Origin of the sequence: Methylocystis parvus, assembly GCF_049675845.1 — a bacterium.
Classification (GTDB): Bacteria; Pseudomonadota; Alphaproteobacteria; order Rhizobiales; family Beijerinckiaceae; genus Methylocystis; species Methylocystis parvus_A.
This window is the reverse complement of record NZ_CP187161.1, coordinates 3,805,222-3,828,526: the sequence shown is the minus strand read 5'-3', so window position 1 is coordinate 3,828,526 and position 23,305 is coordinate 3,805,222. Positions and strand designations below refer to the sequence as shown.

The 23,305-nt window shown below is 65.8% G+C and carries 13 protein-coding genes and 1 pseudogene; 4 read left to right on the top strand and 10 right to left on the bottom strand.

The genetic code is table 11. From position 1 onward, the window contains the following. Positions 1–6: 6 nt before the first annotated feature. Together ccoN and ACPFMJ_RS19740 are read right to left on the bottom strand one after the other, a co-directional pair. On the bottom strand, positions 7–1,698 hold the full coding sequence (ccoN, locus tag ACPFMJ_RS19745) for a cytochrome-c oxidase, cbb3-type subunit I (protein ID WP_424361592.1): 1,692 nt from the start codon (positions 1,696–1,698) through the stop codon (positions 7–9). A gap of 334 nt (positions 1,699–2,032) precedes the next feature. Continuing rightward, positions 2,033–2,431 (bottom strand): SH3 domain-containing protein, encoded by a 399-nt coding sequence (locus ACPFMJ_RS19740; protein WP_424361591.1) that lies wholly within the window; start codon positions 2,429–2,431, stop codon positions 2,033–2,035. Between the two features lie 212 nt (positions 2,432–2,643). On the opposite strand from ACPFMJ_RS19740, the gene ACPFMJ_RS19735 reads away from it, so the two are divergent. From ACPFMJ_RS19735 to ACPFMJ_RS19720, 4 genes are read left to right on the top strand one after another with little or no spacing between them, the layout of a single operon-like run. Then, complete coding sequence (locus ACPFMJ_RS19735) at positions 2,644–7,773, top strand: hypothetical protein (protein ID WP_424361590.1); 5,130 nt, start codon at positions 2,644–2,646, stop codon at positions 7,771–7,773. 22 nt (positions 7,774–7,795) lie between these two features. After that, the gene (locus ACPFMJ_RS19730; protein WP_424361589.1) at positions 7,796–10,420 is read left to right on the top strand and encodes an MG2 domain-containing protein; all 2,625 of its coding nucleotides are present in this window, start codon (positions 7,796–7,798) and stop codon (positions 10,418–10,420) included. Beyond that, positions 10,417–13,617 carry an alpha-2-macroglobulin family protein gene (locus ACPFMJ_RS19725; RefSeq protein WP_424361588.1) on the top strand — a complete coding sequence of 1,067 codons (3,201 nt, stop codon included), beginning with the start codon at positions 10,417–10,419 and terminating at the stop codon, positions 13,615–13,617. The genes ACPFMJ_RS19730 and ACPFMJ_RS19725 overlap by 4 nt, the downstream gene beginning before the upstream one ends. Continuing rightward, positions 13,614–15,830, top strand: a complete 2,217-nt coding sequence (locus ACPFMJ_RS19720; protein WP_424361587.1) for a transglycosylase domain-containing protein — start codon at positions 13,614–13,616, stop codon at positions 15,828–15,830. The genes ACPFMJ_RS19725 and ACPFMJ_RS19720 overlap by 4 nt, the downstream gene beginning before the upstream one ends. Before the next feature lie 38 nt (positions 15,831–15,868). Here ACPFMJ_RS19720 and dapE read toward each other — a convergent pair whose 3' ends face one another. From dapE to rnpA, 8 genes and pseudogenes are all read right to left on the bottom strand, one after another. Next, positions 15,869–17,026, bottom strand: coding sequence for a succinyl-diaminopimelate desuccinylase (gene dapE / locus ACPFMJ_RS19715; protein WP_424361586.1), 1,158 nt, complete (start codon positions 17,024–17,026; stop codon positions 15,869–15,871). Continuing rightward, on the bottom strand, positions 17,019–17,495 hold the full coding sequence (locus tag ACPFMJ_RS19710; RefSeq protein ID WP_424361585.1) for a DUF805 domain-containing protein: 477 nt from the start codon (positions 17,493–17,495) through the stop codon (positions 17,019–17,021). Before ACPFMJ_RS19710 ends, dapE begins: the two co-directional genes overlap by 8 nt. After that, complete coding sequence (gene dapD / locus ACPFMJ_RS19705; RefSeq protein ID WP_424361584.1) at positions 17,495–18,352, bottom strand: 2,3,4,5-tetrahydropyridine-2,6-dicarboxylate N-succinyltransferase; 858 nt, start codon at positions 18,350–18,352, stop codon at positions 17,495–17,497. The genes ACPFMJ_RS19710 and dapD overlap by 1 nt, the downstream gene beginning before the upstream one ends. Positions 18,353–18,438: 86 nt before the next feature. Then, a complete protein-coding gene (locus ACPFMJ_RS19700) occupies positions 18,439–19,122 on the bottom strand; it encodes a pyrimidine 5'-nucleotidase (protein WP_424363918.1) in 684 nt (227 codons plus the stop codon). A gap of 164 nt (positions 19,123–19,286) precedes the next feature. Next, positions 19,287–20,155 (bottom strand): annotated as a pseudogene (gene argB / locus ACPFMJ_RS19695) (acetylglutamate kinase). Between the two features lie 195 nt (positions 20,156–20,350). Then, complete coding sequence (gene yihA, locus ACPFMJ_RS19690) at positions 20,351–21,004, bottom strand: ribosome biogenesis GTP-binding protein YihA/YsxC (RefSeq protein ID WP_424361583.1); 654 nt, start codon at positions 21,002–21,004, stop codon at positions 20,351–20,353. A 51-nt stretch (positions 21,005–21,055) separates the two neighbouring features. Beyond that, positions 21,056–22,837: a membrane protein insertase YidC gene (yidC, locus tag ACPFMJ_RS19685; protein WP_424361582.1), complete on the bottom strand. Its 1,782-nt coding sequence runs from the start codon at positions 22,835–22,837 to the stop codon at positions 21,056–21,058. Further along, positions 22,834–23,265, bottom strand: a complete 432-nt coding sequence (gene rnpA, locus ACPFMJ_RS19680; RefSeq protein ID WP_424361581.1) for a ribonuclease P protein component — start codon at positions 23,263–23,265, stop codon at positions 22,834–22,836. Before rnpA ends, yidC begins: the two co-directional genes overlap by 4 nt. Positions 23,266–23,305 lie beyond the last annotated feature (40 nt).

Below are 23,305 nucleotides of genomic sequence, written 5' to 3'. Positions count from 1 at the left end.
TGCTCCCTATTCGGCCGGAACGGCAACGACGCCGGGACGGAGTTCGGGAGCCGCAGCGCCACGCGGCTGATCTTTAAGATCGACGGGTTGGTCGCCTCTGACCGTGCGCCAAACGTTATAGGCCATGATCACGCCGCCGAGCAGAAACAGAAGCCCTCCCGTCGCGCGGATCACGTATGGCCAGTGAAGCGCCTCGGTGGTCTCGATGAAGGAATACTTGAGGAAGCCGAGGTGATCGTAGGCGCGCCACATCAAGCCCTGCGTGATACCTGCGACCCACATCGACGATATATAGAGAACGATGCCGATCATCGCGAGCCAGAAATGCCATTCGACGAGGCGCATTGAGTAGAGGCCTTCTCGCTTCCACAGCCACGGAACCATGCAATAGAGCGCGCCGAAGGAGACGAAGCCGACCCACCCCAGCGCACCGGAATGCACGTGGCCAATCGTCCAATCCGTATAATGCGACAGCGAGTTCACGGCCTTAATCGACATCAGAGGCCCCTCGAACGTCGACATACCGTAAAATGCGACCGACACAACAAGCAGCCGGATCACGGCGTCAGTCCTGAGACGATCCCAAGCGCCTGAGAGCGTCATCAGGCCGTTGATCATGCCGCCCCACGACGGCATCCACAGCATGATCGAGAACGTCATGCCGAGCGTCTGCGCCCAGTCCGGCAGCGCCGTATAGTGGAGATGATGCGGGCCAGCCCAGATATAGAGGAAGATCAGCGACCAGAAGTGCACGATCGACAGGCGATATGAATAGATCGGACGTTCAGCGCGCTTCGGAATGAAATAGTACATGATCCCGAGGAAGCCGGCGGTGAGCAGGAATCCGACCGCGTTATGCCCGTACCACCATTGGGTCATCGCCCCTTGAACGCCGGCGAATAGCGAATAGCTCTCCGAGCCCACCAACGACACGGGTAGTGAAAGATTATTGACGATGTGAAGCATCGCAATCGTCACGATGAACGCCAAATAGAACCAATTGGCGACGTAGATATGCGGCTCTTCGCGTTTTCTAAGTGTGCCGAGAAACACCAGTAAATACGTGACCCAAACGATGGTCAGCCAGATGTCTGCATACCATTCTGGTTCTGCATATTCCTTCGCCTGAGTGATGCCGAGCACATAGCCTGACGCCGCTATCAAGATGAAAAGTTGATATCCCCAAACGATGAACCACGGCGCCCATTTTCCGGGGAGTCGCGCCCGGCACGTTCTCTGGACGACGTAGAGGGACGTCGCAATCAGTGCATTGCCGCCGAATGCAAAAATGACGGCCGACGTATGGAGTGGACGCAAGCGCCCAAAGTTCGTCCAGGGCATATCGAGATTGAGAGCCGGGTAGGCGAGCTCCAGGGCGATGTAGAGGCCGACGATAAAACCGGCCATGCCCCAGAAAAGGCCCGCGATGGACGCGAATTTGATCGGCCCGTAATTATAGTTGGGCCGCCCGTCGATCGTCAGCGGCGGCAATTGCGCGTCGCGCGCGCGATAGCGCAGGAAAATCGCAACGACGGCCCCGATGGACCCCAGCGCGAAAAGCGCGGCGTGGAAACCGTAAGCAGGGGTATGGGCCTTGGTCGCGATGAAGGCGGTCGCGATTGCCAAGGCGAGGAAAATGGCGCTCAGCGATTTCTCGCCGAACGTCATTTGTTTCGCGATGAGAGGGGGGCGCTCCATGATGTCTTTCCTCTGGAGGTTTCCGCGGACTTCTTGCGCATGCGAGCTTCCCGTCACGGCCCGAAAAGCGTGACAAAGTCTCGTTGCGCGCGAACTCGAGATACAGGCGCATTGTACAGCGCAACAACTACTCGTTTTTGACAGAGATCAAAAAACCCAGACCTAACAGGCTTCTGCGCGCAATTGTCACAGATCAAATAATTGGAACATGGATCGCGCTAGGCGCCGCCTAGGTTTCGACGCGCGTCGATCAAAATCTCGACAATCAGATGACGCGCTCAAACGCGCCTTCGCGCGATTTTGTCGCAGCTCGTCAGAACAAAATCCAGCGCTCTCAACACGGATAGTAGCGGTGATATCCCAGGAAGAATCCGAGGGGCTCGCTATGGCGCAATTGCGCCAGCGGGCGCGCGAAAAACGCGCCGCTGCCCGAATAGGGATAGCCGTAGTCGCAGGTCGGATCAGCCGACGGCAGATCGCTCGGCGTCGCATTCGTCAACTGCGCGGCGGAGGCGTAGAACGGCTCCCCGCGGAAGGCGACGAGCACCCATTCCCGGCCGTCCTTGAGAACGTCGACCTCGCCTCCCGTCGCGACGGTGAAGAGGACCGGTCGATTCCGCCCTGGCTTTGCGCGCAAATCGACCGGCGAACGCAGCGTCACGACTTCCGCAAGGGATGCGCCTGAAGCCAGGAGCGCGAGAGCCGTCGTCAATGCGCAAATGGACCGTCGCATGGGTTCTCCCGGAAAGGCGCGCCGACTGTGCGCCAGCGCAAATCTAATTTGTCGTCGCCAGTTTAGGACAAAATCGGCTTGTCTCAAATTCGTATGGGAGGGTGTCGATGGCGGTCTGTGAGAAAAAGGCTCAAAGCCTCGACTTTCCAACGAAACGGACCCTATCCTCGCTGCGCGGCTCTCGCGCCGCTCACGCTTTTTATGGTGGCCTCATGCGGCGCATCGCTTTTTCTCTCCTGGCCGCCGGCGCGGCCTATCTTTTTTCGGCCTTCCCTTCCAAGGCCAGGGATCCGCTCAAGGACGCAATCGTCGAGGCGAAGCCGAAAGCCGCAGCCGTCGCCATCGCGCCCAGGGAAGTCACGCTCGACAAAGACGGTGCGAGCCTGCTGACCATTCCCACGCCCGGCCGCTACGCGATCCGAACGAAGACTCCGACCGGCGCGCGCATCGAGCTTGTCGACATGATTGCGGGACCGCTCGATTCCGCCGGCGCCGCCGGCTTGCGCGACGGCCGCATCGACGCGCTGTTGGACAAGGGCGTCTACAAGCTGCGCATCGGCGCGGTGAAGGACGCAAAGGGCAAGGCGAGCGTGAGCGTCGAGCCTTTCGCCGAAGCCGAATCGGCGCGGCCGCCGCTGGCTCCCGGCGCCGTGCAGAGCGGCGAGCTTGGAGACCTCCAGCAGCGCTCCTTCACGCTCGAGGTCAAGAACGACAACCCTGTCTTTATCGAAGCCGTCGGCCGCGCGCTGCAGGATTTGCGGGTGTGGCAGGCGGACGGCGCGCTTGTCGACATCGCGTTCGAGCGGACTACCGTCGAGACGAAGCCGGGCCGCTTCATGAACCGGCTGCGCCTCGAGGGGAAGCTCCCTGCCGGGCGCTACACGGTGACGGCCTATGGCGGCGAAAAGCTCGTCTGGTCGGACGGCGCGAGCGCTCAGCCCTTCATGCTGCGGCTCGCCGAGCCCGCGCTTCTTGCGGCGGGCGTGGCGGAAGGCGTCATCGGCCCCTTCGGCGCGGCGCGTTTCGAGGCGCCGGCGACCTACGACTCCTTCCGGCTCGGATTGCCGCAGCAGGCGGCGGCGCGTCTCGAAGCGAAGCGCGGCAATGCGCACGATGTCGCCGTCATCGACAAGACGAGTCGCGCCCCGGTCGCCTCACTGCGCCTCCCCGGCGACGGGGCCGCGACCGCCCGGGTCGAAGTCTCGGGCTTCGAAGGCCAGGCCTACAGCGTGCGCGCCGTGCATCAGTCCAATCGCGAAACTTTCGAAGCCGCCGGCCCGCACCTCGTCTCGGTCGACGTCGCGGGCGAAGGCGGCGACGAGGCGCCGCTGACCGCGCTCTTCGCGCGCATCGAGAAGGACGGCAAGACGCAAGTGCTGGCGTCGGACCTTCCGCGCATCGGCGCCGGGAAGGCGTGGCGCGGCAAGTTCAATCTGCTCGGCCCTGTCTCGCTTCTCTTCGAGGCGACGCGCGACGGACAGATCGGCGTCGACGCCAAGGGCGTAAAGCTGCGCACGACGGTCGAGCCGGCGCTCGGCAATCTCGCGCCGGCGCGCGCCGACGGCAAGGATTCGACGCGCTACGACCTCGTCGCGGGCTACTATCTTCTCACGCTGGAGCCGCTGAACGGCGCGGGCGGCGTTGTGGACGTCACTCTCGGCCCGCCTGGCCTCGCGGTCGCCTCGCCGATGCAAGCGCCCTCGCGGGCGTCTCTCTCCTTTGGCGAGCGCCAGCTCGAATCCAACGGCTCCTATATCATCCTGACAAACACGGCGCCGCAGCTACTCACCGGCCCCCGCGTCGTCGCCCTGCCCGCCGATCTCGCCAAGGCGCCGCTCGCCTTGCATCAGGCGCAGGGACAGGCGCTGACGATCCCTCTGCGCCTTCCCAAGGACGGCAAAGTCGTCGCGCGCGATACGTCCGGCGCCGACGTCACGCTCGTCTTCGCGGAAGAAAAGACGGAGAACGACCAGCGCCTCGTGACCGTGAAAATCGCCGCGTCCGAGAAGGAGCGCGCTCTCGGCCTCATCTATCTCCCCGAGGCGCCCGCCGCGACGCCGGAGCCCGAGGGCGCGATAAACGCCAAGACGCGCGCCGCCGCCGGCCGCCCCGCCTTCTTCGACCTGAAACGCGACGAGACGAAAAACCTGCAGTTCGACGTCGGGCAAGGCGGGCTTTACCGCGTCGAGACCCTGGGTCGCCTGAAGACCGCGTTGCGCGTCGGCGCGGCCGTTTCCCCTAAGCTCGGCGAAGGCGAAGCCAATGGGCCGGGCAATAATGCGCTCGTCACGACCTATCTGCGCGCCGGCGCCTATCGCGCCGCCGTGACCGCGAAGGAATCCGATGGCCATCTCGGCCTCTCCGTCGCCCCCGCGACTTTGACGCCAACCGCGAAGATCGCAGACAAAGGCGAAGCGCGCGCGACGCTCGCACCGGGCAAAGGCGCCGTCATTCCCATCGAGATCACCCGCGCGGGCGATTATCGCATCGAGCTTGCGAGCCTTGCGCAGGATTGGCAGGCGCGGCTCGAAGACGGCGAAGGCTGGCCGCTGACGAAGCCCGGCTCGTTCAAGCGCGAGACCCGCCGTTTAGAGCCCGGCGCCTATCGCCTCGTCGTGAGCCCCTCCGATGTCGAAGCGCGTCTTGTTGCGCGCATCAAGCCGATCGTCCCCGAGGTCGCGCTCGAGGGACACGGCCCGCATCCCCTGCCCTTCGAGAAGACGCAGAAGCTGCAATGGCGCGAGCCGCAGGCATTGGGCGCCCCGCGCACGCCGGACGTCTGGCGCTTCACGCTCGCGGGCGACAGCGACATCGAGCTGTCGATCGGCGAAGGCATGATCGGCGAGATCATCAAGGGCGAGAATGAGAATATCGGCAAGGTGGCCGGCGACCGCCCGTTCAAGGGCAAGCTCGCGGCGGGCGACTATCGCGTCGAGGCGCGGAGCCTCTCCCATGACGACCGTCTCGATTACGAGATTGCGCTGACCTCGACCCAATTGCAGCCGGGCGCCCCGCAACGCGTCGATCTACCGGCGCGGCTCGACTTCAATCTCGCCAAAGAAGGCGTCGTGGATCTCTCGACCTTCGGCGACAAGGAGACGATCGGCGCGCTGAAGACCGCTTCCGGCGAGGCGATCGAGCGTCTGGAGCCGCGCGCCAATGACTGGAACGTGGCTTTGTCGCGGCGTCTTCCCGCAGGCGCCTATCGGCTGGAGCTGGAGGAACTCGGCGCGACGCGCAATCCGCCCAGCGAGGAAGCGACAGACGAGTCGTCCCGCGACGAAACAGAGAGCGCGAGCGATGAAGGCGGCGCGGATGAAAGCGCAACGGCCGACGCCGCGGAAACGGAAGAAAACCTAACCGGCGTCGAGGCGCGTCTCTCTCTTCTTGATGAAAAAGACGGAGCCCCGCTCGCCTTCGCCGATGAAGCGACGCTCACGAGCGGCGGTGCGCAGCGCCTCGCTTTGCCGGCGGCGCCTGCGGGTTCGCTTGTGATCGTCGCGGCGCGTTCCGCAACTGAGATTGCTGTCTCGATCGAAAAACGCGACGGAGCCGCCTGGCGCGTCGTCGGCGCCGAGCGCGGCCTCTCGCCCGTGATCGCCTGGCCTGCCGACGCGAAAGGCGAATGGCGCGCGACCATCTGGCCTGTCGACGGCGCCAAGGAGCCTATCTCTGTCGCCGCCCGCGCCATCGAACAGCGCGCGCGCCGCGCTGGCGACGTCTCCTTTGACCCGGTGAACGGCGCGCCGGCGGTCTGCGTCGCCAAGGTCGACACGCCCGACGCCGCGCTCGTCGAAATGACGACGTCGGACGCCATCGCCGTGGGCTCCGCGCCGGGCCGCCCGCTGCGCGCGACGCGATCCGGCGCGCTCGCGCCGCAGTCGCAGGCGCTTTGGCTCATGACGCGCGACTGCAAGGCCAAGGCGAATGTCGCGGCGTTCGAATGGCTCGGACAGGAAATCGCGCTCGACATTGGCGAGAGCGAGCGCGCTTATCTGCCGCCGCTCGGCGCACCGCGCGGCAAGACGCGCCTGTGGCTGGCGCGCTCGACTTTCGCGCAGCCGGCGATCGACGCAGGCCATGGCATGGGCGTCGCGCAAGGCGCGGCCATCGCGCTCGCAAGCGACGCCGCGCCGCAATTGTGGAACGCCGAAAGCCTCGCCGCCATGCGCGCGACGCTCTCGGCGCTCGACGTGGAAACGCGCCCGGCCGTCAATGGCGGCGCGCTCTATGCCGGCCTCGTTCCGCCCATGAGCGCTCTGCCCGTTGACATGGAGAAATCGGCCGCGCCGCTAGCGCTCGATCTCGCCGGCGGGCTTGCGGCCTTCATCGACAAATCCGCGGTCTTCGGCGACGGCGCCACGATCACGCGCGTCATTCACGGCGCCGGAGAGCGCGTGCTTCTCGTCAATCTGACGGACGCGCCGATTCCGGCCCGCATTTCGCGAACGCCGGATGCGCCCCTTTCGCTGAACGCGAAGACGGCGCTCAAGCGCTTCTTCGGCGCCGCCGGTCAGCTCTCGCTTCCCGTCGCAGCCGAGCGTGGCGATCGCCTGATCGTCGTCGGCGCGAACGCGACCTTCATCTCGAAGAGCGGCCGCATCGCGCGGGGCAGCGACATCGCGCTGGACGCCGAAGGCGAACTCGCACTCGATTACAAACCCGGCCTCGTCGCCGCGTGGATCGAAAGAAACGGCGCGGCGCCCTGGCAGCAGCCGGCGGCGCGGGCGGCGGAGCTTCCGCAGCGCGTCGCGCTCGAAGGTCCGGCCATGCGCTTCGCCATCAAGCGCGACGCGCCGGTCATGCTCACCGCGTCGAGCGGCGCGCCCGCGCTCGTCTCGTTCACGCAGAACGGCAAGCGCGAAACCTTCGCCTACCCCGCCGGCGTCGAATTCCGCCACTACATGGCGGCGGGCGACGCGACGCTCGACATCTACGCCCCGCATGACGGCGCGTTGTCCGGCGCGCTCGATATCGGCGCGCAGAAGGTGATCGAGGCGCATGAAGGCGTCAACGACGCCATCGCCGTCGCGCCCGGCGCGAGCGTCCTCTTCGCCTTCGAAACGAAGCGCGACGGCGACATTGGCATCGGCGTGCGCGCCGAGCCGGATCGCGTCACCGCGCGCCTTATCGACGCAAGCGGCAAGCCGCTCGGCGAAGGCGTGGGCCAGGTCGTCAAGCTCGCGCCTGGCCGCTACTTCCTCGAAGCGCGCGTGCCTGCGGACGCGACGGCCGCCACCATCCGCACGGCGATCGTCGGCATATCGCCGCCCCCCGCGCGCCCGCCGGAGGAGGTCGTCGCCGATCTCCTCGACAAGGCCGGCATGAAAAAAAGCAAGTGATTTAGCCATGAAAGTCGCAGCGATGAAAAAGTCCTTTTTCCTTTGCCTCTGCGCGGCCATCTCTTTCGCGCAGCCCGCGCGCGCCGAAGCGCCGCCCCTCTTCGACCGCGCCCAACGCGCCGACGGCGCCCGCATCGCGCCGGATCGCTTTCTGCGCGCCTATGATCCGCTGACGATTTTCTTCCCCGGCGATACCGGGCCGAAGAATGGCGGACCGGAGGACAACGCCGCGCGCTACGCGGCCATTACGCCGCAGCCGGCGGGCGAATGGCGCTGGATCGGCGCCCGCGCCTTGCAGTTCCGACCCGCCGAGCCTTGGAAACCCTTGGCGCGCATCACCGTGAAAAGCGGCAGCGCGGAGCAGAAGCTCGTCGCGCTGCTGCCGACGCCGAGTTCAACCAATCCGGCCGACGGCGCCGACCCCACACCCGAACTCACTCAGATCGCGCTGACCTTCGCGCAGCCCGTCGACGTCGCGGCGCTCACGCGGCTGATCACGGTCGAACTGCGTCCCGCGCCCGGCGTGTCGCCGCAGGGCGGGCAGATTCTGAGCCCTTCCGCCTATGACATTCGCGCGCTGGAGCGAAAGGAATCCGGCGCGGAGCAGACCTATGTGCTGCGCCTGCGCGACAGCATCAGCGATGGCCGTGTCGCCATTCTGCGCCTCAGGCTTTCAGACGAACCGGGCCTCGACGACGAGACTTACGAACTGCGCATCCGCACCGCCCTGCCCTTCGCCGTGACGGAAGCCACCTGCGGGCGCGGTTGGAGCGACGACAATCTCGGCGGCGTGCTGCGCTGCGCGGCGAATGGCGACGCGCCCGCGCCTGAAAACGACGAGGAAAGCGACGCGGCGTCGACCTATATCCCGACGGCGAAGCGCCGCCTCACGCTGACCCTCAACGCCGAGGCTGAGTCACTCGATATACTTCGCGCGAGAGAAGCGCTACGCATCACGCCGCCGGTCGACGATCTCGCTGTCGAGACTGAATCGAACCATCTCAAATTCACCGGCAAGTTCCTCACGGACAAAGTCTACGAACTCGCCATCGCCCCCGGCGCCTTGAAGGACAAGCGCGGCCGGCCCTTCGCTTCCGCCTTCTCGCAGCGCTTCGCCTTCACGCGCGATACGCCCGCCTTGCAATGGGACGCGGGCTATGGCGTCGTCGAGCGCTTCGGCGCGCAGCTCCTGCCGCTGCGCGGGCGCGGCTATGACCGCGCCGACATCCGCATACACGCCATCGATCCGCTCGCGCGCGACTTCTGGCCCTTCCCGGAAAAGGGCGTCGAGACCAGCGACGACGACGCCCCGCCTTTGCCCGGCAACGAACCCAAGCGCTGGAGCGAGAGCGGGAATATCGAAGCCGACGCGATCAAAGATCGTATCAAGACGCTCGGCTCGCCGCCGGTCTCGCGCCTCGTCGATCTCCCGATCAAGCGCAATGGCGCCGACGCCAAATTCGGCGTGGACCTGAAGAACGACTTCGCGCGCATAGGCGGCAAGGAGCAACCGGGAACCTATCTCGTGGGGCTGCGCACCGTTGACGAAAGCAAGCGCAAATGGCTGCGCGTGCAGGTGACGGACCTCTCGCTCTCCGCCATCGAGGAGCCGACGCGCGTGCGCTTCGCCGTGACGTCGCTCGCCACGGCGCAGCCGGTGGGCGGCGCGCAGATTCGCGTCGAGGGCGTGAAGGACGACAAATTCATCACGCTCGCCACGGGAACCACCGACGCCAGCGGCTTCTTCTCATGGACGCCGTCGAAGCGCGGCGATGGCGAGTTGCGCCGCGTCGTCGTGAGCAAGGGGCTCGACACGCTCGTGATCGACCCCGACAGCGCGCCGTCGGAATATTCCAAGGAACTCTGGTCGAAGCCCGAAGCGCAATGGCTCTCCTGGGTGACGGAAAGCGACTCGCCCCGTGCGGAGAAACCGCGCACGCTCTGCCATGTCTTCTCGGAGCGGCCGATTTACCGCCCCGAAGAGCCTGCGCATATCAAGGGCTATGTTCGCACCTACATTGGCGGCGCGTTGAAGCTGACCAAGACCGGCGGCGCGCTCGTCGTGACGGGGCCGAACAATCAGGAATGGCGCATCCCCGTGAAGCTCGACGCGAGCGGGAGCTTCTATCACAAGTTCGACGCCCAGACGCCCGCGACGGGCGACTATCAGGTGAAATTCGAACCCGACGCGCCAAAGAAGGACGCGAAGAAAGAGGAAAGCGACGCGGAGGCCGAGGGCGAGAGCGCCGATGCGGCCGCGCAGGATACGTCCTGCGGCCAGTTCTCCTTCAAGAAGGAAGCTTATCGTCTCCCGACTTTCGAAGTCGTGCTCAGCGCGCCGCAGACGGTGGCGCTCGACGGAACCTTCGACGTCGATCTGCTCGCACGCTATTTCGCGGGCGGGCTCGCGGCGGATCGTCCCGTCAAATGGCGCGCGGCGCAATTCCCGCACGTCTTCACGCCGCCGAACCGCGAGGGTTTCCTCTTCTCGACCGATGCGCGCTTCTCGGGCGACGGCAAGTTCAAATCGAACGCCATTCTGGAGCGCGACGCGCGCACCGACGCCGGCGGCGCGGCGCGCATGACCTTCGACACGACGATCGAGCCCACCGCGCAGCCGCGCGTTATTCCATCGAGGCGACGGTGACGGGCGACGACGGCATTGAAGTGCGCAACGTGCAGAACGTCATCGCGCTGCCGCCCTTCGTGCTCGGCGTAAAGACGCCGCGCTATGTCGAGAAGCCCGGCGCCGTGACGCCTGAGCTCATCGCCGTCGACGGGAAGGGCGAGAACGTCGCTGGCGTCGAGATGACCCTGCGCCTCATCAAGCGCAACTGGATCTCGACGCTGCAGGCGAGCGACTTCGCGCAGGGCGCCGCGAAATATGTCACGCAGGTTCAGGACGAGACGGTTCTCGAACGAAAGGTGACGAGCGCCAAGGAAGCCCAGAAGATTGAACTCACGACCAGAGACGCGGGCGTCTATGTCGTGCAGTTGGAAGCGTACGACAAACTGAAGCGCCGCCAGCAGGTCAGCGTCGACTTCTTCGTCGGCGGCGACACGCCCGTCACTTTCGCGCGCCCGCCGGCGGCTTCCGCGACGGTCACGACCGACAAGGAAAAATATGCGCCCGGCGAAACCGGGACGTTGGTCATCCAGTCGCCTTTCCAGACCGCGCGCGCGCTCGCCATCGTCGAACAGCCGAACGGCGTCTATGATTACAGCTTCGTCGACATCGCCAACGGCTTCGGCCGCTTTGCGCTGCCGGTGAAGAAAGAGCAGACGCCGAAACTCGCCGTTCATTTCCTGATCATGCGCGGGCGCTTGAAGGACAGCGCGCCGCAGCCCTCAGCCAATTTCGACCAGGGCAAGCCGGTCACCATCGCCGCGACCAAGTGGGTCGAGGTGACGCCGGCAAAGAACATCGTGAATGTGAAGCTCGACGCGCCCGGCAAGGCGCGGCCCGGCCAGGATGTGGAGGTGACGCTGAAGCTCACGGACGATACGGGCAAGCCGATTGCCGGCGAAGCGACCTTCTGGATGGTTGATCAGGCGGTGCTGTCGCTCGCTACCGAACGGCCGCTCGATCCGCTGCCGAGCTTCATCGTGCCCCGCCCGACAAACATGGCGGCCCGCGATACGCGCAACATGGCGTTCGGCGTCATTCCGCTCGAAGAGATTTCGGGCGGCGATGGCGAAGCGGACCTCTCCGAGTGGGGCGCGGAGAACAACATATCCGTGCGCAAGAATTTCACGCCCGTGCCGATCTATCTGCCGAGCGTGAAGGTCGGGGACGACGGCGTCGCGAAGATCAAGGTCGCGCTGCCCGACACGCTCACCGTGTTCAAGCTGCGCGCCAAGGCGGTGAGCGGGCCGGACCGCTTCGGCGCGGCGGGCGGCGAAATGCTCATCCGCCAGGAACTCGTCGCGCAGCCCGCTCTGCCGCGCTTCATCCGCCCCGGCGACGCCTTCGACATCGGCCTCGTCGCGCGCATCGTGGAAGGCCCCGGCGGCGCGGGCAAGGCGGCTATCGCGGCGCCGGCGCTGAAACTCGCGGGCGACGCCGCCCGCAAGATCGACTGGGCGCAGAACAAGCCGGTGCGCGTCGATGTGCGCGCCGAGACGCCGTCCTCGCTTGAGGATAGCGTGAAGCTCAACTTCCGCATCGATCGCGACGCAGACCGCGCCAAGGACGCGGTCGAAATCGATCTTCCTGTGAAGCCGGACCGCGAGCCGACGCGCAAATATGAGGTGATTGAAATCGCGCCGGGCGATACCAGGACGCTCGCCGCGACCGGCGACGAAGCGCGCGCGAAGACCTTCTCCCGCAGTATCGTCGTCGCGGCGGATCCCGCGCTGGTGAAGCTCGTCGCTGGCCTCAACATGCTCGTCGACTATCCTTATGGCTGCACCGAGCAGCGGCTGGCGCTCGCCCGCGCGAGCCTGTCGCTCAAGGGCTTCGCGCCGATCCTTTCGGCGGCGGGCTTGCAGGATCGCGTTTCGTCGAGCGTAAAGAGCGCGGCGACGCAGATCGAGCAATCGGTCGACAGCGACGGGCTCGTGGCCTTCTGGCCGCGCGCGCGCGGCAATGTCTCGCTCACCGCCTGGGCGTATGCTTTCCTTGCGCGGGCGGATCGTGCAGGCGAGCCTGTCGACAAGACGCTGATGGAGCGCCTCGCCAATATTTTGAAGCTCTCGCTTCGCTCCGACTATTCGCGCCTGCTGGGCGGCGAGGAAATGCGCGAACGCGCGGCGGCGCTCGCAGCTCTTGCCGAAGGCGGCAAGCTCGACGAGTCCTATGTCGCCGAGCTGTCGCGCCGCGCGGATTTCCTGCCCAATGAGAGCGTTGCCGAAATGGCGGCCGCGGCTTCGCGCATGCCCAATGTCGACCAGCGCATTCTCGCCTCGCTCATGGAGACCATGTGGGGCCGCGTAAAATTTGCGAGCCGCGGCGGCGTGCAGGTCTATGCGGGCCAGGCAGGCGAAAACGCATCCGATCTCATCCTGCCCTCCGAGACGCGCAGCCTTGCGGAGATGCTGCGCGCGGCGGCGCTTGCGGCGCCTTCCGATCCGCGTGCGCCGGTTCTGCGCGATGCGCTCTTGCGCCTCGGCGAGGGTGACGGCTGGGGGACGACGAACGCCAACGCCAGTGCGATCGAGGCGCTCGCCGAAGGCTGGCGGCGCCCGGTGGCGCCGATCGCGGTCGCCTTCGCGCAAGGCGGCGCGCCGGCGAATATGACGATCGACGCGAACAACCCCGTCGCGCGTCACGTCACGGACAAGGATGCGCCGCTGACGATCTCCAACACATCGAACGCGCCGCTCGTCGCTTTGGTCGAAACCAGCTACATGCCCGTCGAGACGGGCGCGAAGGCAAAACCGGAAAGCGAGGGCTTCGTCATCACCCGCCAGAGCTGGCGCGTGAAAAGCGGCCAGGCGCCCGAGAAGCTCGACGCAACAGATGGCGCGCTGCGCGTCAATCAGGGCGACGTCATCGAGGAGACGGCGGAGGTCGTGAACCCGGAGGATCGCACCTATGTTGCGATCTCCCTGCCGCTCGCGGCGGGCTATGAGCCGCTCAACCCCAACATCGCCACGGCGCCTGCCGAAGCGCAGCCCTCCAGCGCGCCGACGCTCGCGCCGACATGGGTGTCCTATGGCGACGACCGCGTGCTCTACGCCTACGACTCCCTGCCCAAGGGCAATTACCGCTTCGCCTTCCGCCTGAAAGCGCAGACGGCGGGCGCTTACACGCAGCCGCCGGCGCTGGTCGAGACGATGTACAAGAAGGGCGTGCGGGGCGAGAGCGCCGGCGCCCGCGTGGAAATCGCCAAGCAGCCATGAGCAGGTTCGCGCTTCTCGCCGCGCTCGCCGTCGCCCTGACGGCGCTGCGCGGCGGGACGATGATCATGGAAGCGGCGGCGACCGACGCCGATCTCGTCGCGCCGCCCGCGAGCCAGATCGTCTATGACCGCAATGGGGCCTTCCTCACGCAAATCGCCCGCACGACGCGTGACGAAACGGGCGAGAAGCGTATCGATTACGGCTATTGGCCGCTCGAACGCATCCCCGATCGCGTCGCGGCCGCGACGCTCGCGCTCGAGGACAGACGATTCTATTCGCATCCGGGCATAGACGCCCGCGCCGTGTTGCGCGCGCTGTGGGACAATCTTTCCCATCGCCGGCGCATGGAAGGCGCCTCGACCATCGCCATGCAGGTCGCGCGGATGCAGGCGCCGGGGGCGCGCAGCTATGTCAACAAGTTCTGGGAAGCCGCCACGGCGCTTTCGCTCGTCGAGCGCAACGGACATGACGCGACGCTCGCCCATTATCTGCGCCTCGCGCCCTATGGGCTCGGCAGTCACGGCATCGCGCACGCCGCGCGCTTCTATTTCGACAAGCCTGTCGACGATCTCTCCTGGGCGCAAGTTGCGCTCCTCGCCGCCATCCCGCAATCGCCGGGGCGCATGAACATCACGCGCGAGAGCGGGCTACGACTCGCAAAGGAGCGGGCGCGCTACGCCATCGCACAGCTTGAGCAAAGCGCCGCGCTGGACGCGACGCAAGCCGAGATGGCCCGTCGCGAGCTTGCGGCGATGAAGCCTTTCGAGGCGAAGCGCCGTCCGGACATGCTGCATCTCGCCTTGCGCTATGAGCGCCTCGCACGCGAGGGCCGCGTGCATGCGGCGTCTCCCTATGATCAGCGCATTCAGGCGACGATCGATCTTTCCATCGAGCGCGACGCGGCGCAGCTCGCGCGACGTTACCTCTCCATCTTCCGCAACGCCGGCGCAAGGCAGGTCGCGGTGATGGTCGCCGAGCGCGGAACGAACGCCGTGATCGCCGATGTGGGCTCGGCCGATTACAACGATCCGCGCGCGGGCGCCTTCGATTTCACGCGCGTCATGCGCTCTCCCGGCTCGACGCTCAAGCCCTTCATTTACGCCCTTGCGCTGGAGCGCGGCGCGATAAAGGCCACTGATCTTCTCGACGACATTCCCGAAGGCGCCTCGGGCGTCGCCAACGCGGACGGGCTCTATCTCGGACCGATGACGCCGCGACAGGCGCTCGCCAATTCGCGCAACGTGCCGGCGACGAACCTGCTGCGCCGTGTGGGGCTGGATGCGAATTTCGCCTTCCTCCACGAACTCGGCTTGCATAATCTCGAAACAGCGCCCGAAAGCTTCGGCGTCTCCATGGCGATCGGCGCCCTGCCGACGCGGCTCGAAGATCTGATGCGCGCCTATGCGGCGCTGGCCGATGACGGCGTCATGCGCGGTCTCTCCTTCGCGCGCGACGAGGCGCCGGAGCCGCCCCGCCGCGTCCTGTCGCTCGATACGGCGCGGCTCGTCACCTCGTTCCTCTCCGATCCGCAGGCGCGGCTTCCCTCCTTCCCGCGCTACGGCCCGCTCGAATATCCCTTCGCCGTCGCGGTGAAGACGGGCACGTCCCAGAATTATCGCGACGCCTGGACGCTGGCTTTCTCGAACAAATACGTCGTCGGCGTGTGGCTCGGGCGCGGCGACGCCAATGGCATGCGCGGACTCGCGGGCGCCAATTCCGCCGCGCGTCTCGCCCATGCCGTGATGGCGAAGCTGCATGGCGCAAAGCCCGGCGAGATCGCGCCGGAGACATTCCCGCCGCCGCCCGATCTCATCGCGATCGACCTTTGTCGCGCGGATGCGGGCCCAACTTGCGCGCAAACGTTGCGGGAATGGGTGAAGCCAGGCGAAGCGGCGACTCCCGCCGTTGCGTCCGCTCCTACGCAGATCGAGGCCGCCTTATCGGATGGCCCGCTCGTGGTCGCGACGCCCGAACATAATATGCATATCTGGCGCAACCCAGAGCAGCCGGCGCATCTCAACAAGCTAGCTTTAAAGCTCGTGAATGGCGGGAAGGACGTGCAGATCGTCTGGACCGTCGACGGGGCGCCTTTCACTGTCGCGCAGGCGGACGAAACCGTGTTCTGGCCGATGACCCCGGGCGCGCATCGCATACAGGCGCGGCTCGCTTTGGCGCCTGTGATGTCGCGGCCTGTTCGGGTGATCGTGGAGTGAGGCCCGCGTGAGCAGGGGTCGGATAAGGGCTCTCTCGCCTAAGCGAAATAACTCTGCAAAATCCGCTCATACACCGCCGCCAGCGCGTCGATGTCGGCGATGCGCGCGTTCTCGTCGACGGCGTGGATCGTCTCGTTCGTCAGCCCGAACTCCACCACCGGACAATCGCGCGTGATGAAGCGCGCGTCGGATGTGCCGCCGCTGGTCGACAGTTCCGGCGTCAGGCCAGTGATTTCTTTCACGGCATTCGCCACGAGCGACGTGAAATCCCCGGGCTGCGTGAGGAAGGACACGGCGTTGCTCGGCAGAAACTCCAGTTCCACCCTCGCCGCGCCCGCCGCCTCCGTCACGATGGCGGCGATGCGCTCGCGCAGCGTCTCCAGCGTCCAGGCGTCGTTGAAGCGCACATTGAACTGCGCGCGCGCTTCCCCCGGGATGACGTTCACAGCGGGATTCCCGACGTCGATGGAGGAAACTTCAAGATTGGTGGCGTCGAAATGCGCCGTGCCACGGTCAAACACATAGTCGGAAAGCGCCGCAGCGATGCGCGCAATCACTGGCACAGGATTGTCCGCGCGATGCGGATAGGCGACATGGCCCTGCTTGCCGATGACGCGGATCTTGCCGTTGAGCGAGCCGCGCCTTCCGATCTTGATCGTGTCGCCGAGCGCGTCGACATTGGTCGGCTCTCCGACGATGGCGTGATCGAATTTCACGCCCCTCTCGCGCGCCCAGTCCAGCATCTTCACCGTGCCGTTGATCGAGGGGCCCTCTTCGTCGCCGGTGATCAGGAAGGAGAGCGTCCCCTTCGGCGCGCCGTGACGCTCGATATAGCTGAGCGTCGCCGCCATGAAGGCGCCGATGGCGCCCTTCATGTCGCTCGCGCCGCGGCCATAGAGCACGCCGTCCGCAATCTCGGTCTCGAAGGGATCGCAGCGCCAGCGCGCGACGTCGCCCGTCGGCACCACATCGGTATGGCCCGCGAAGACCAGATGCGGCGCGCCCGAGCCAATGGTCGCGAAGAGATTGTCGACATCCGGCGTGCCGGGCTCGGTGAAGAGCAGGCGATGCGTCGTGAAGCCCGCGGCCTTCAACGTACGCTCCACGACATCGAGCGCGCCGGCGTCGGCGGGCGTGACCGAAGGGCAGCGGATGAGATCACGCGTGAACGTGACGGCGGGAGAGAACTCAGCCATGGGAGTCCTTGAACCCCAATTCGTAAACCGTCCACCCGATCACGGCGAGCAGGACCGCGTCCACGCCCCACACCCAGTAGATCGGCATCACCTCCGCGACGCGCGGCTGCAGCCAATGCGTGGCGCCGTCGATAAGCGCGACGAGCGGCGCGAGGCCGGCAAGCGCCACCGGCCATTCCCGGCCAATGTCGCGGAAGCGCTTGGCGGAGAGATTCACATAGCTCACCGCGACGAGCAGGATCACGAAGGCGTAGAGAAGGACGAAGGCGTAGGCCACCGCCGTCATCGGCACGAAGAACGGGTCCTTCGCGAGGTCGTGCGCCGTATAGGGCGAGAGAAACAGCCAGATCAACGCAAAGGGCGCGATGATCCAGGCGAGCGCGCCCGCGCCCCTCGCCCAAGTGGCGCGGTCGATGCGCCCCTGCTCGGTGCGGTAAAGGAAGCGGATGCGCTCGGCGTCGACGGCCATCAGTCCCTCAGCAACTCGTTGATGCCCGTCTTGGAGCGCGTCTGCGCGTCGACCGTCTTGACGATCACGGCGCAATAGAGCGAGGGGCCGGGCGTTCCGTCCGGCAGAGGCTTGCCGGGGAGGCTGCCGGAAACGACGACGGAATAAGGCGGCACATAGCCGACATGGACCTTGCCCGTGGCGCGGTCGATGATCTTGGTCGAGGCGCCGATGAAGACGCCCATGGAGAGCACCGAACCCTTGCCGACGACGACGCCCTCGACGACTTCCGAGCGCGCGCCGATGAAGCAGTCGTCCTCGATGATGGTCGGATTCGCCTGCAGCGGCTCCAGCACGCCGCCAATGCCGACGCCGCCCGAGAGGTGCACATTCTTGCCGATCTGCGCGCAGGAGCCGACCGTCACCCAGGTGTCGACCATCGTGCCGGCGTCGACATAGGCGCCGAGGTTCACGAAGGACGGCATGAGAATCGCGCCCGGCGCGACGAAGGCCGAATGGCGCACAATGGCGCCCGGCACCGAGCGGAAGCCCGCTTTCGTGTGTTCGCCTGCGCCCCAGCCGACGAATTTGGAGGGTACCTTGTCCCACCAGGTCGCGCCGCCGGGACCGCCCGCGATCACGGCCATGTCGTTGAGTCGGAAGGAGAGCAGCACGGCCTTTTTGAGCCACTGATTGACCTTCCAGGATTCCGGCCCCTCCTGCCCCTCGATCTTCTCGGCGACGCGAAGCTTGCCCGAGTCGAGCAGGCGCAGCGCGCTATCGACCGCGCGGCGAACGTCGCCCTGCGTCTCGGCGTTGATATTGGCGCGATCCTCGAAGGCGGCGGTGATGAGGGTCTCGAGTCCCGTGTGCGGCATGAAGGTCCCGGTGCTGTGTGAAGGCTGAGCCGGGTTGTAGGGGTCTGGCGAGGGGAGTCAACCGGGCGCGCCGGCGGCGGGCCTCCTTAAAGAGCCAACCCCTCCAAAAATCCCACGAGATCATCCGTCACGAAATCGATATGCGGCTCCTCGCCGCTCGCGATCTCCCAAGCCTCGCGCTCGACGTTCTCCCCCGCCCCCGGCAGCACCAGCACGGTCGTCATGCCGCGCGCGTGCGGCACGACGAGATTGCGCGGCAAATCCTCGAACAGCGCGGCGCGCGCGGGGTCGACCCTGAGATGACGGAAGAAGCTCTCGTAAGCCGCCGCCTCCGGCTTGGCGATGAAATCGGCTGCGATGATGTCGAAGACGTCTTCGAAAAGATGGTCGATCCCAAGCTGCTTCGCGGTGGCGAGGGCGTGATGTCGCGAGCCGTTGGTCAGGATGAGCTTGCGGCCCGGCAAGGCGGCGATCGCTTCCGCCAGCGAATGATTATGCGCGAGGGACGACCGGTCGATGTCGTGGACGAATTCGAGATAATGTTCGGCGTTGATCTGATGCTCGATCATCAGCCCGCGCAGCGTCGTGCCGTAGCGCAGATAGTAGTGCTTCTGCAGGGCGCGCAACGAGATGGCGTCGAGGCCGAAGAGGCGCATCATGAAGAGCGTGATGCGCGCGTCGATCTTGGGCCAGAGATCGGCGGTCTGCGGATAAAGGGTGTTGTCGAGATCGAACACCCAGGTGTCGATATGGGAGAAGCGGGCGTGAATCTCCCTCTTCCCGCTTGCGGGGAGAGGGTTGGGGTGAGGGGCAAAGCCTTCGGTCACGGACGCTGCTAAATCCCTCTTATTTGCCCAGCATTGTCGCTGAGGCTCGCCCCTCACCCTAGCCCTCTCCCCGTTTTACCGGGAGAGGGGACGAGGCGCGCGCCTTACTACCGCGTAATCAGCGTGCCCGCGCCGTGGTCGGTCAGCAGCTCGATGAGCACCGCGTGCGGCAGCTTGCCGTCGAGGATGACGACGCCTTCGACGCCGCGTTCGATGGCGCATACATGCAGGTCTCGACCTTGGGGATCATGCCGCCGGTGATCGTGCCGTCGGCGATGAGGCCGGGAATGTCGGCGACCTTCAATTCGCGGATCAGCTCCTTGTTCTTGTCGAGCACGCCCGGCACGTCGGTCAGGAACAGGAGGCGCTTGGCCCCGAGCGCGCCCGCGATGGCGCCCGCGAAAGTGTCGGCGTTGATGTTGAAGCTCGCGCCGCCCGGCCCCTGCGCGACGGGCGCCAGCACGGGGATCAGTTCGCGGCCGAGCACCTGATCGAGCACGGTGGTGTCGACCTTGTCCGGCTCGCCGACATAGCCGAGATCGACGCCGTCGGAGCGCTCGAGCTTCCGGGCCGTCAACATGCGGCCGTCCTTGCCGGTGAGGCCGATGGCGCGGCCGCCTTCGGAATTGATGTAGCCGACAATCTGCTTGTTGATCGAGCCGGCAAGCACCATTTCGACGATGCCCATGGTCTCGCCGTCGGTGATGCGCAGGCCGTCGGCAAATTTCGATTCGACGCCGAGGCGCTTGAGCATGGAGCCGATCTGCGGCCCGCCGCCATGCACCACAACCGGATTCACGCCGGACTGTTCGAGCAGCACCATGTCGCGCGAAAAATTGCGCGCGACCTCGTCATCGCCCATCGCGTGGCCGCCATATTTCACCACGACGATGGCGTCGTCGTAGCGCAGCATATGCGGCAGCGCCTGCATGAGGATGCGGGCTTGGGCGAGCGCGCTTTCGGCGGGGTCGGTCATCTCAAACGTCCTTCAACGAGGAGTTCTGTTCATAGCCCTCATGCTGAGGAGGCGGCGCAGCCGACGTCTCGAAGCACGAGGGCTGCTCTCCACCGGCGCCGCTTCCCTCCTCCTTCGAGACGCCTGCTGCGCAGGCTCCTCAGGATGAGGAAAGCTTTGAGGGTTGCGCCAGCTACACCTGTCCTACTGTCGCTTTCAAGCCCCGCGCTCCGTGAGCAGCCGCGCCACCGCCGCGCGCAGAGCGGGAATCCCCTCCCCCGAATGGGAGGAGGTGAAAATGATCTCCGGATAGGCGGCCGGGCGCTTCGCCAGCGCCGCCAGCGTCGCGTCGACAACGCCGGCGCGTTCGGAGACCTTTAGCTCGTCATGCTTCGTCAGCACGACCTGATAGGAAACGGCCGATTGGTCGAGGAGATCGAACATCTCCTCGTCGACCGGCTTCACGCCGCGGCGCCCGTCCACCAGCACGAAGACCCGGGCGAGCGCGGCGCGACCGCGCAGATAGTCGCGCATCAGCACGCCCCAGCTCGCGACCTTCTCCTTGCCGACCGCGGCATAGCCGTAGCCGGGCATGTCGACGAGGCGAAGCCGTTCGTCGCCAGGCTGGCCGCCGAGCGCGAAGAAATTGAGCTGCTGCGTACGGCCGGGCGTGTGCGAGACGCGGGCGAGCGTCTTGCGATTGGTCAGCGCGTTGAGGAGCGAGGATTTGCCGACATTGGAGCGGCCGGCGAAGGCGACCTCGGGCGGGCCGAGCGGCGGCAGGTCGCCCGCCTTGGCGCTCGCGAAGATGAAGTCGCACGGGCCGGCGAAGAGAAGGCGGCCGTCTTCGAGGAAGTCTGGCTCTGTCATGATCTCATAAAGCCAGCGGCCGGAGCGTTTCCGCCCCGGCCGCCGAAACCTTTAGGCAAGGCCGAAGGACTTGCGCAGATTGTCCCACAATTCGAACTTCACCCCGGCGCGCTTCATGATGATGCCCTGCTGGATGATGGAGAGAAGATTGTTCCACGACCAGTAGATGATCAGGCCCGAAGCGAAGCTGCCCATGGTGAAGGTGAACATCACCGGCATCCAGGCGAACATGGTCTTCTGGATCTCGTCCGTCGGCTCCGGATTCATCTTCATCTGCAGCCACATCGTCACGCCCATCACGAGCGGCCAGACGCCGAGCGCGAGATAAGGACCGAAGATGGCCACATGGGTCGGATCGAAGGGCAGCACGCCAAAGAGATTGAACACGTTGGTCGGATCGGGCGCCGAGAGGTCCTTGATCCAGCCGAAGAAGGGCGCGTGACGCATTTCGATCGTCACCACGAGCACCTTGTAGAGCGAGAAGAAGACCGGGATCTGCAGCAGCACCGGCAGACAGCCGCTCGCGGGGTTCACCTTCTCCCGCTTGTAGAGCTCCATCTGCGCCATGTTGAAGCCGTGCTTGTCGTCACCGTATTTCTCCTTCAGCTCTTTGATCTTGGGCTGAATCTCCTTCATCTTGGCGATCGACTGATAGCTCTTGTTGGCGAGCGGCAGGAAGGCGAGCTTCACGATGACCGTGACCGCCAGGATAGCGACGCCGAAATTTCCGAAGAGCTTGTAGAGGAAGTCGATCAGCTTAAACATCGGCTGGGTGATGAAGTAGAACCATCCCCAATCGATGAGATAGCCGAAGCGCTTCAGGCCCGGATTGGCGGCGTAGGCGTTGAGGAGGTCGACTTCCTTGGCGCCGGCGAAGACGTAATTCGTCGTCTCGGCCGTCGCGCCGGCTTCGACCGTCTTTGGCTCGCTGACCGTGTCGGCCTGATAGGTCTTGGTCGCGCCGCCGCCCATGGCGATGTAGCGCGCTTCAAAAGCGGCGTTCTGCTCGGGCGCGACGACGGCGCCCCAATATTTGTCGGTGAAGCCCACCCAGCCGCCGACCCCCTTGAAGGTCTTGGTGAAGTTCGGCTCCTTCTCGATCTTGTCGTAGGTCACTTCCTGGCTGACGTCGCCGATCGTGCCGACGAAGCCCTCATGGAGGGCCGCGTAGCCAGCCGACGGCGGATGGCCGATGCGCGTGACGCGCGAGAAGGTGTAGAGCGTCACGGGCTTGCCGGACTTGTTCTCGACGCTCTCCTTGACCGTGAAGAGATATTCGTCGTCGACGGAGATCACGCGCTTGAAGACGAGGCCCTGGCCGTTGTCCCAGCTCAGCGTCACCGGCTTGGCGGGCGTGAGCTTGTCGGAATCGGCGGTCCAGAGCGTCTCTGTCGTCGGGAGCGCCGGGGCGTTCTCGGTTTCACCGCTGAGATAGCCCATCTCGGCGTAATAGGCGCCGGGCGCGTCCTCGGGCGAAAGCAGCGTGATGATCGGGCTCGAGGGGTCGACGGTCTGGTGATAGGCCTTGAGCGACACGTCGTCGACGCGGCCGCCCTTCAGCGCGATCGAGCCGGCGATCGAGCGCGTGTCGATCGCGATGCGCGGGCTCATCGCCAGCGCTTCGGCGCGGGTGCGGACGAGCGGCTTCGCGGGCGCGGCGGCGCCGGCCTGCTCTGGGGCCCCGAGCTTGGGGATCTTCGCCATGCGCTGCTGCTCGACCTGAGCCTGCTTCTGCCGCTCCATCTCGGGGAAGGCGTAGAAGTAGTCCCACAGGCCGATGAAAATCAGCGACATCGCCGCGGCCATGAGCATGTTTTTGGTATTTTCGTTCATGACGCAGCAGGCCTGTCTTTTGGTTTGCGCCGGGGATTCGCGGCGTGGCGCTCGTCGAGCCGCGCGAAGCCTTCGGCCATTTGTGTGACAATTTCAGCAAAGGGCGCGTTGAGCGCCCCCCGCCGGGCGACAAACACGTAGTCGCGGCCAGGCCGCGCGCCAAGGGCTCCGCTTACGCGCAGCGCCTCTTTCAGACGGCGTCGGATGCGATTGCGCCCCACGGCCCCCGCAACCTTCTTGGTGACGGTGAATCCGAAACGGGCGTCCGCCGCCTCTTCCGGCGCGCTTTGCCCGGCCATCTGGACGGTGAACAGGCGCGCGGAAAAGCGCGCGCCGGTTTTCGACGCACGCACAAAATCCTGCCGCCGACGCAGGCGCGCCGACTTTTTATTGGCTCTCGGCTGTTCGGCGGGGGCGTCCGTCGTCATGGGGGCGTCCGCCTTGTCCGTCGAATCGCGAGAAGCCGCC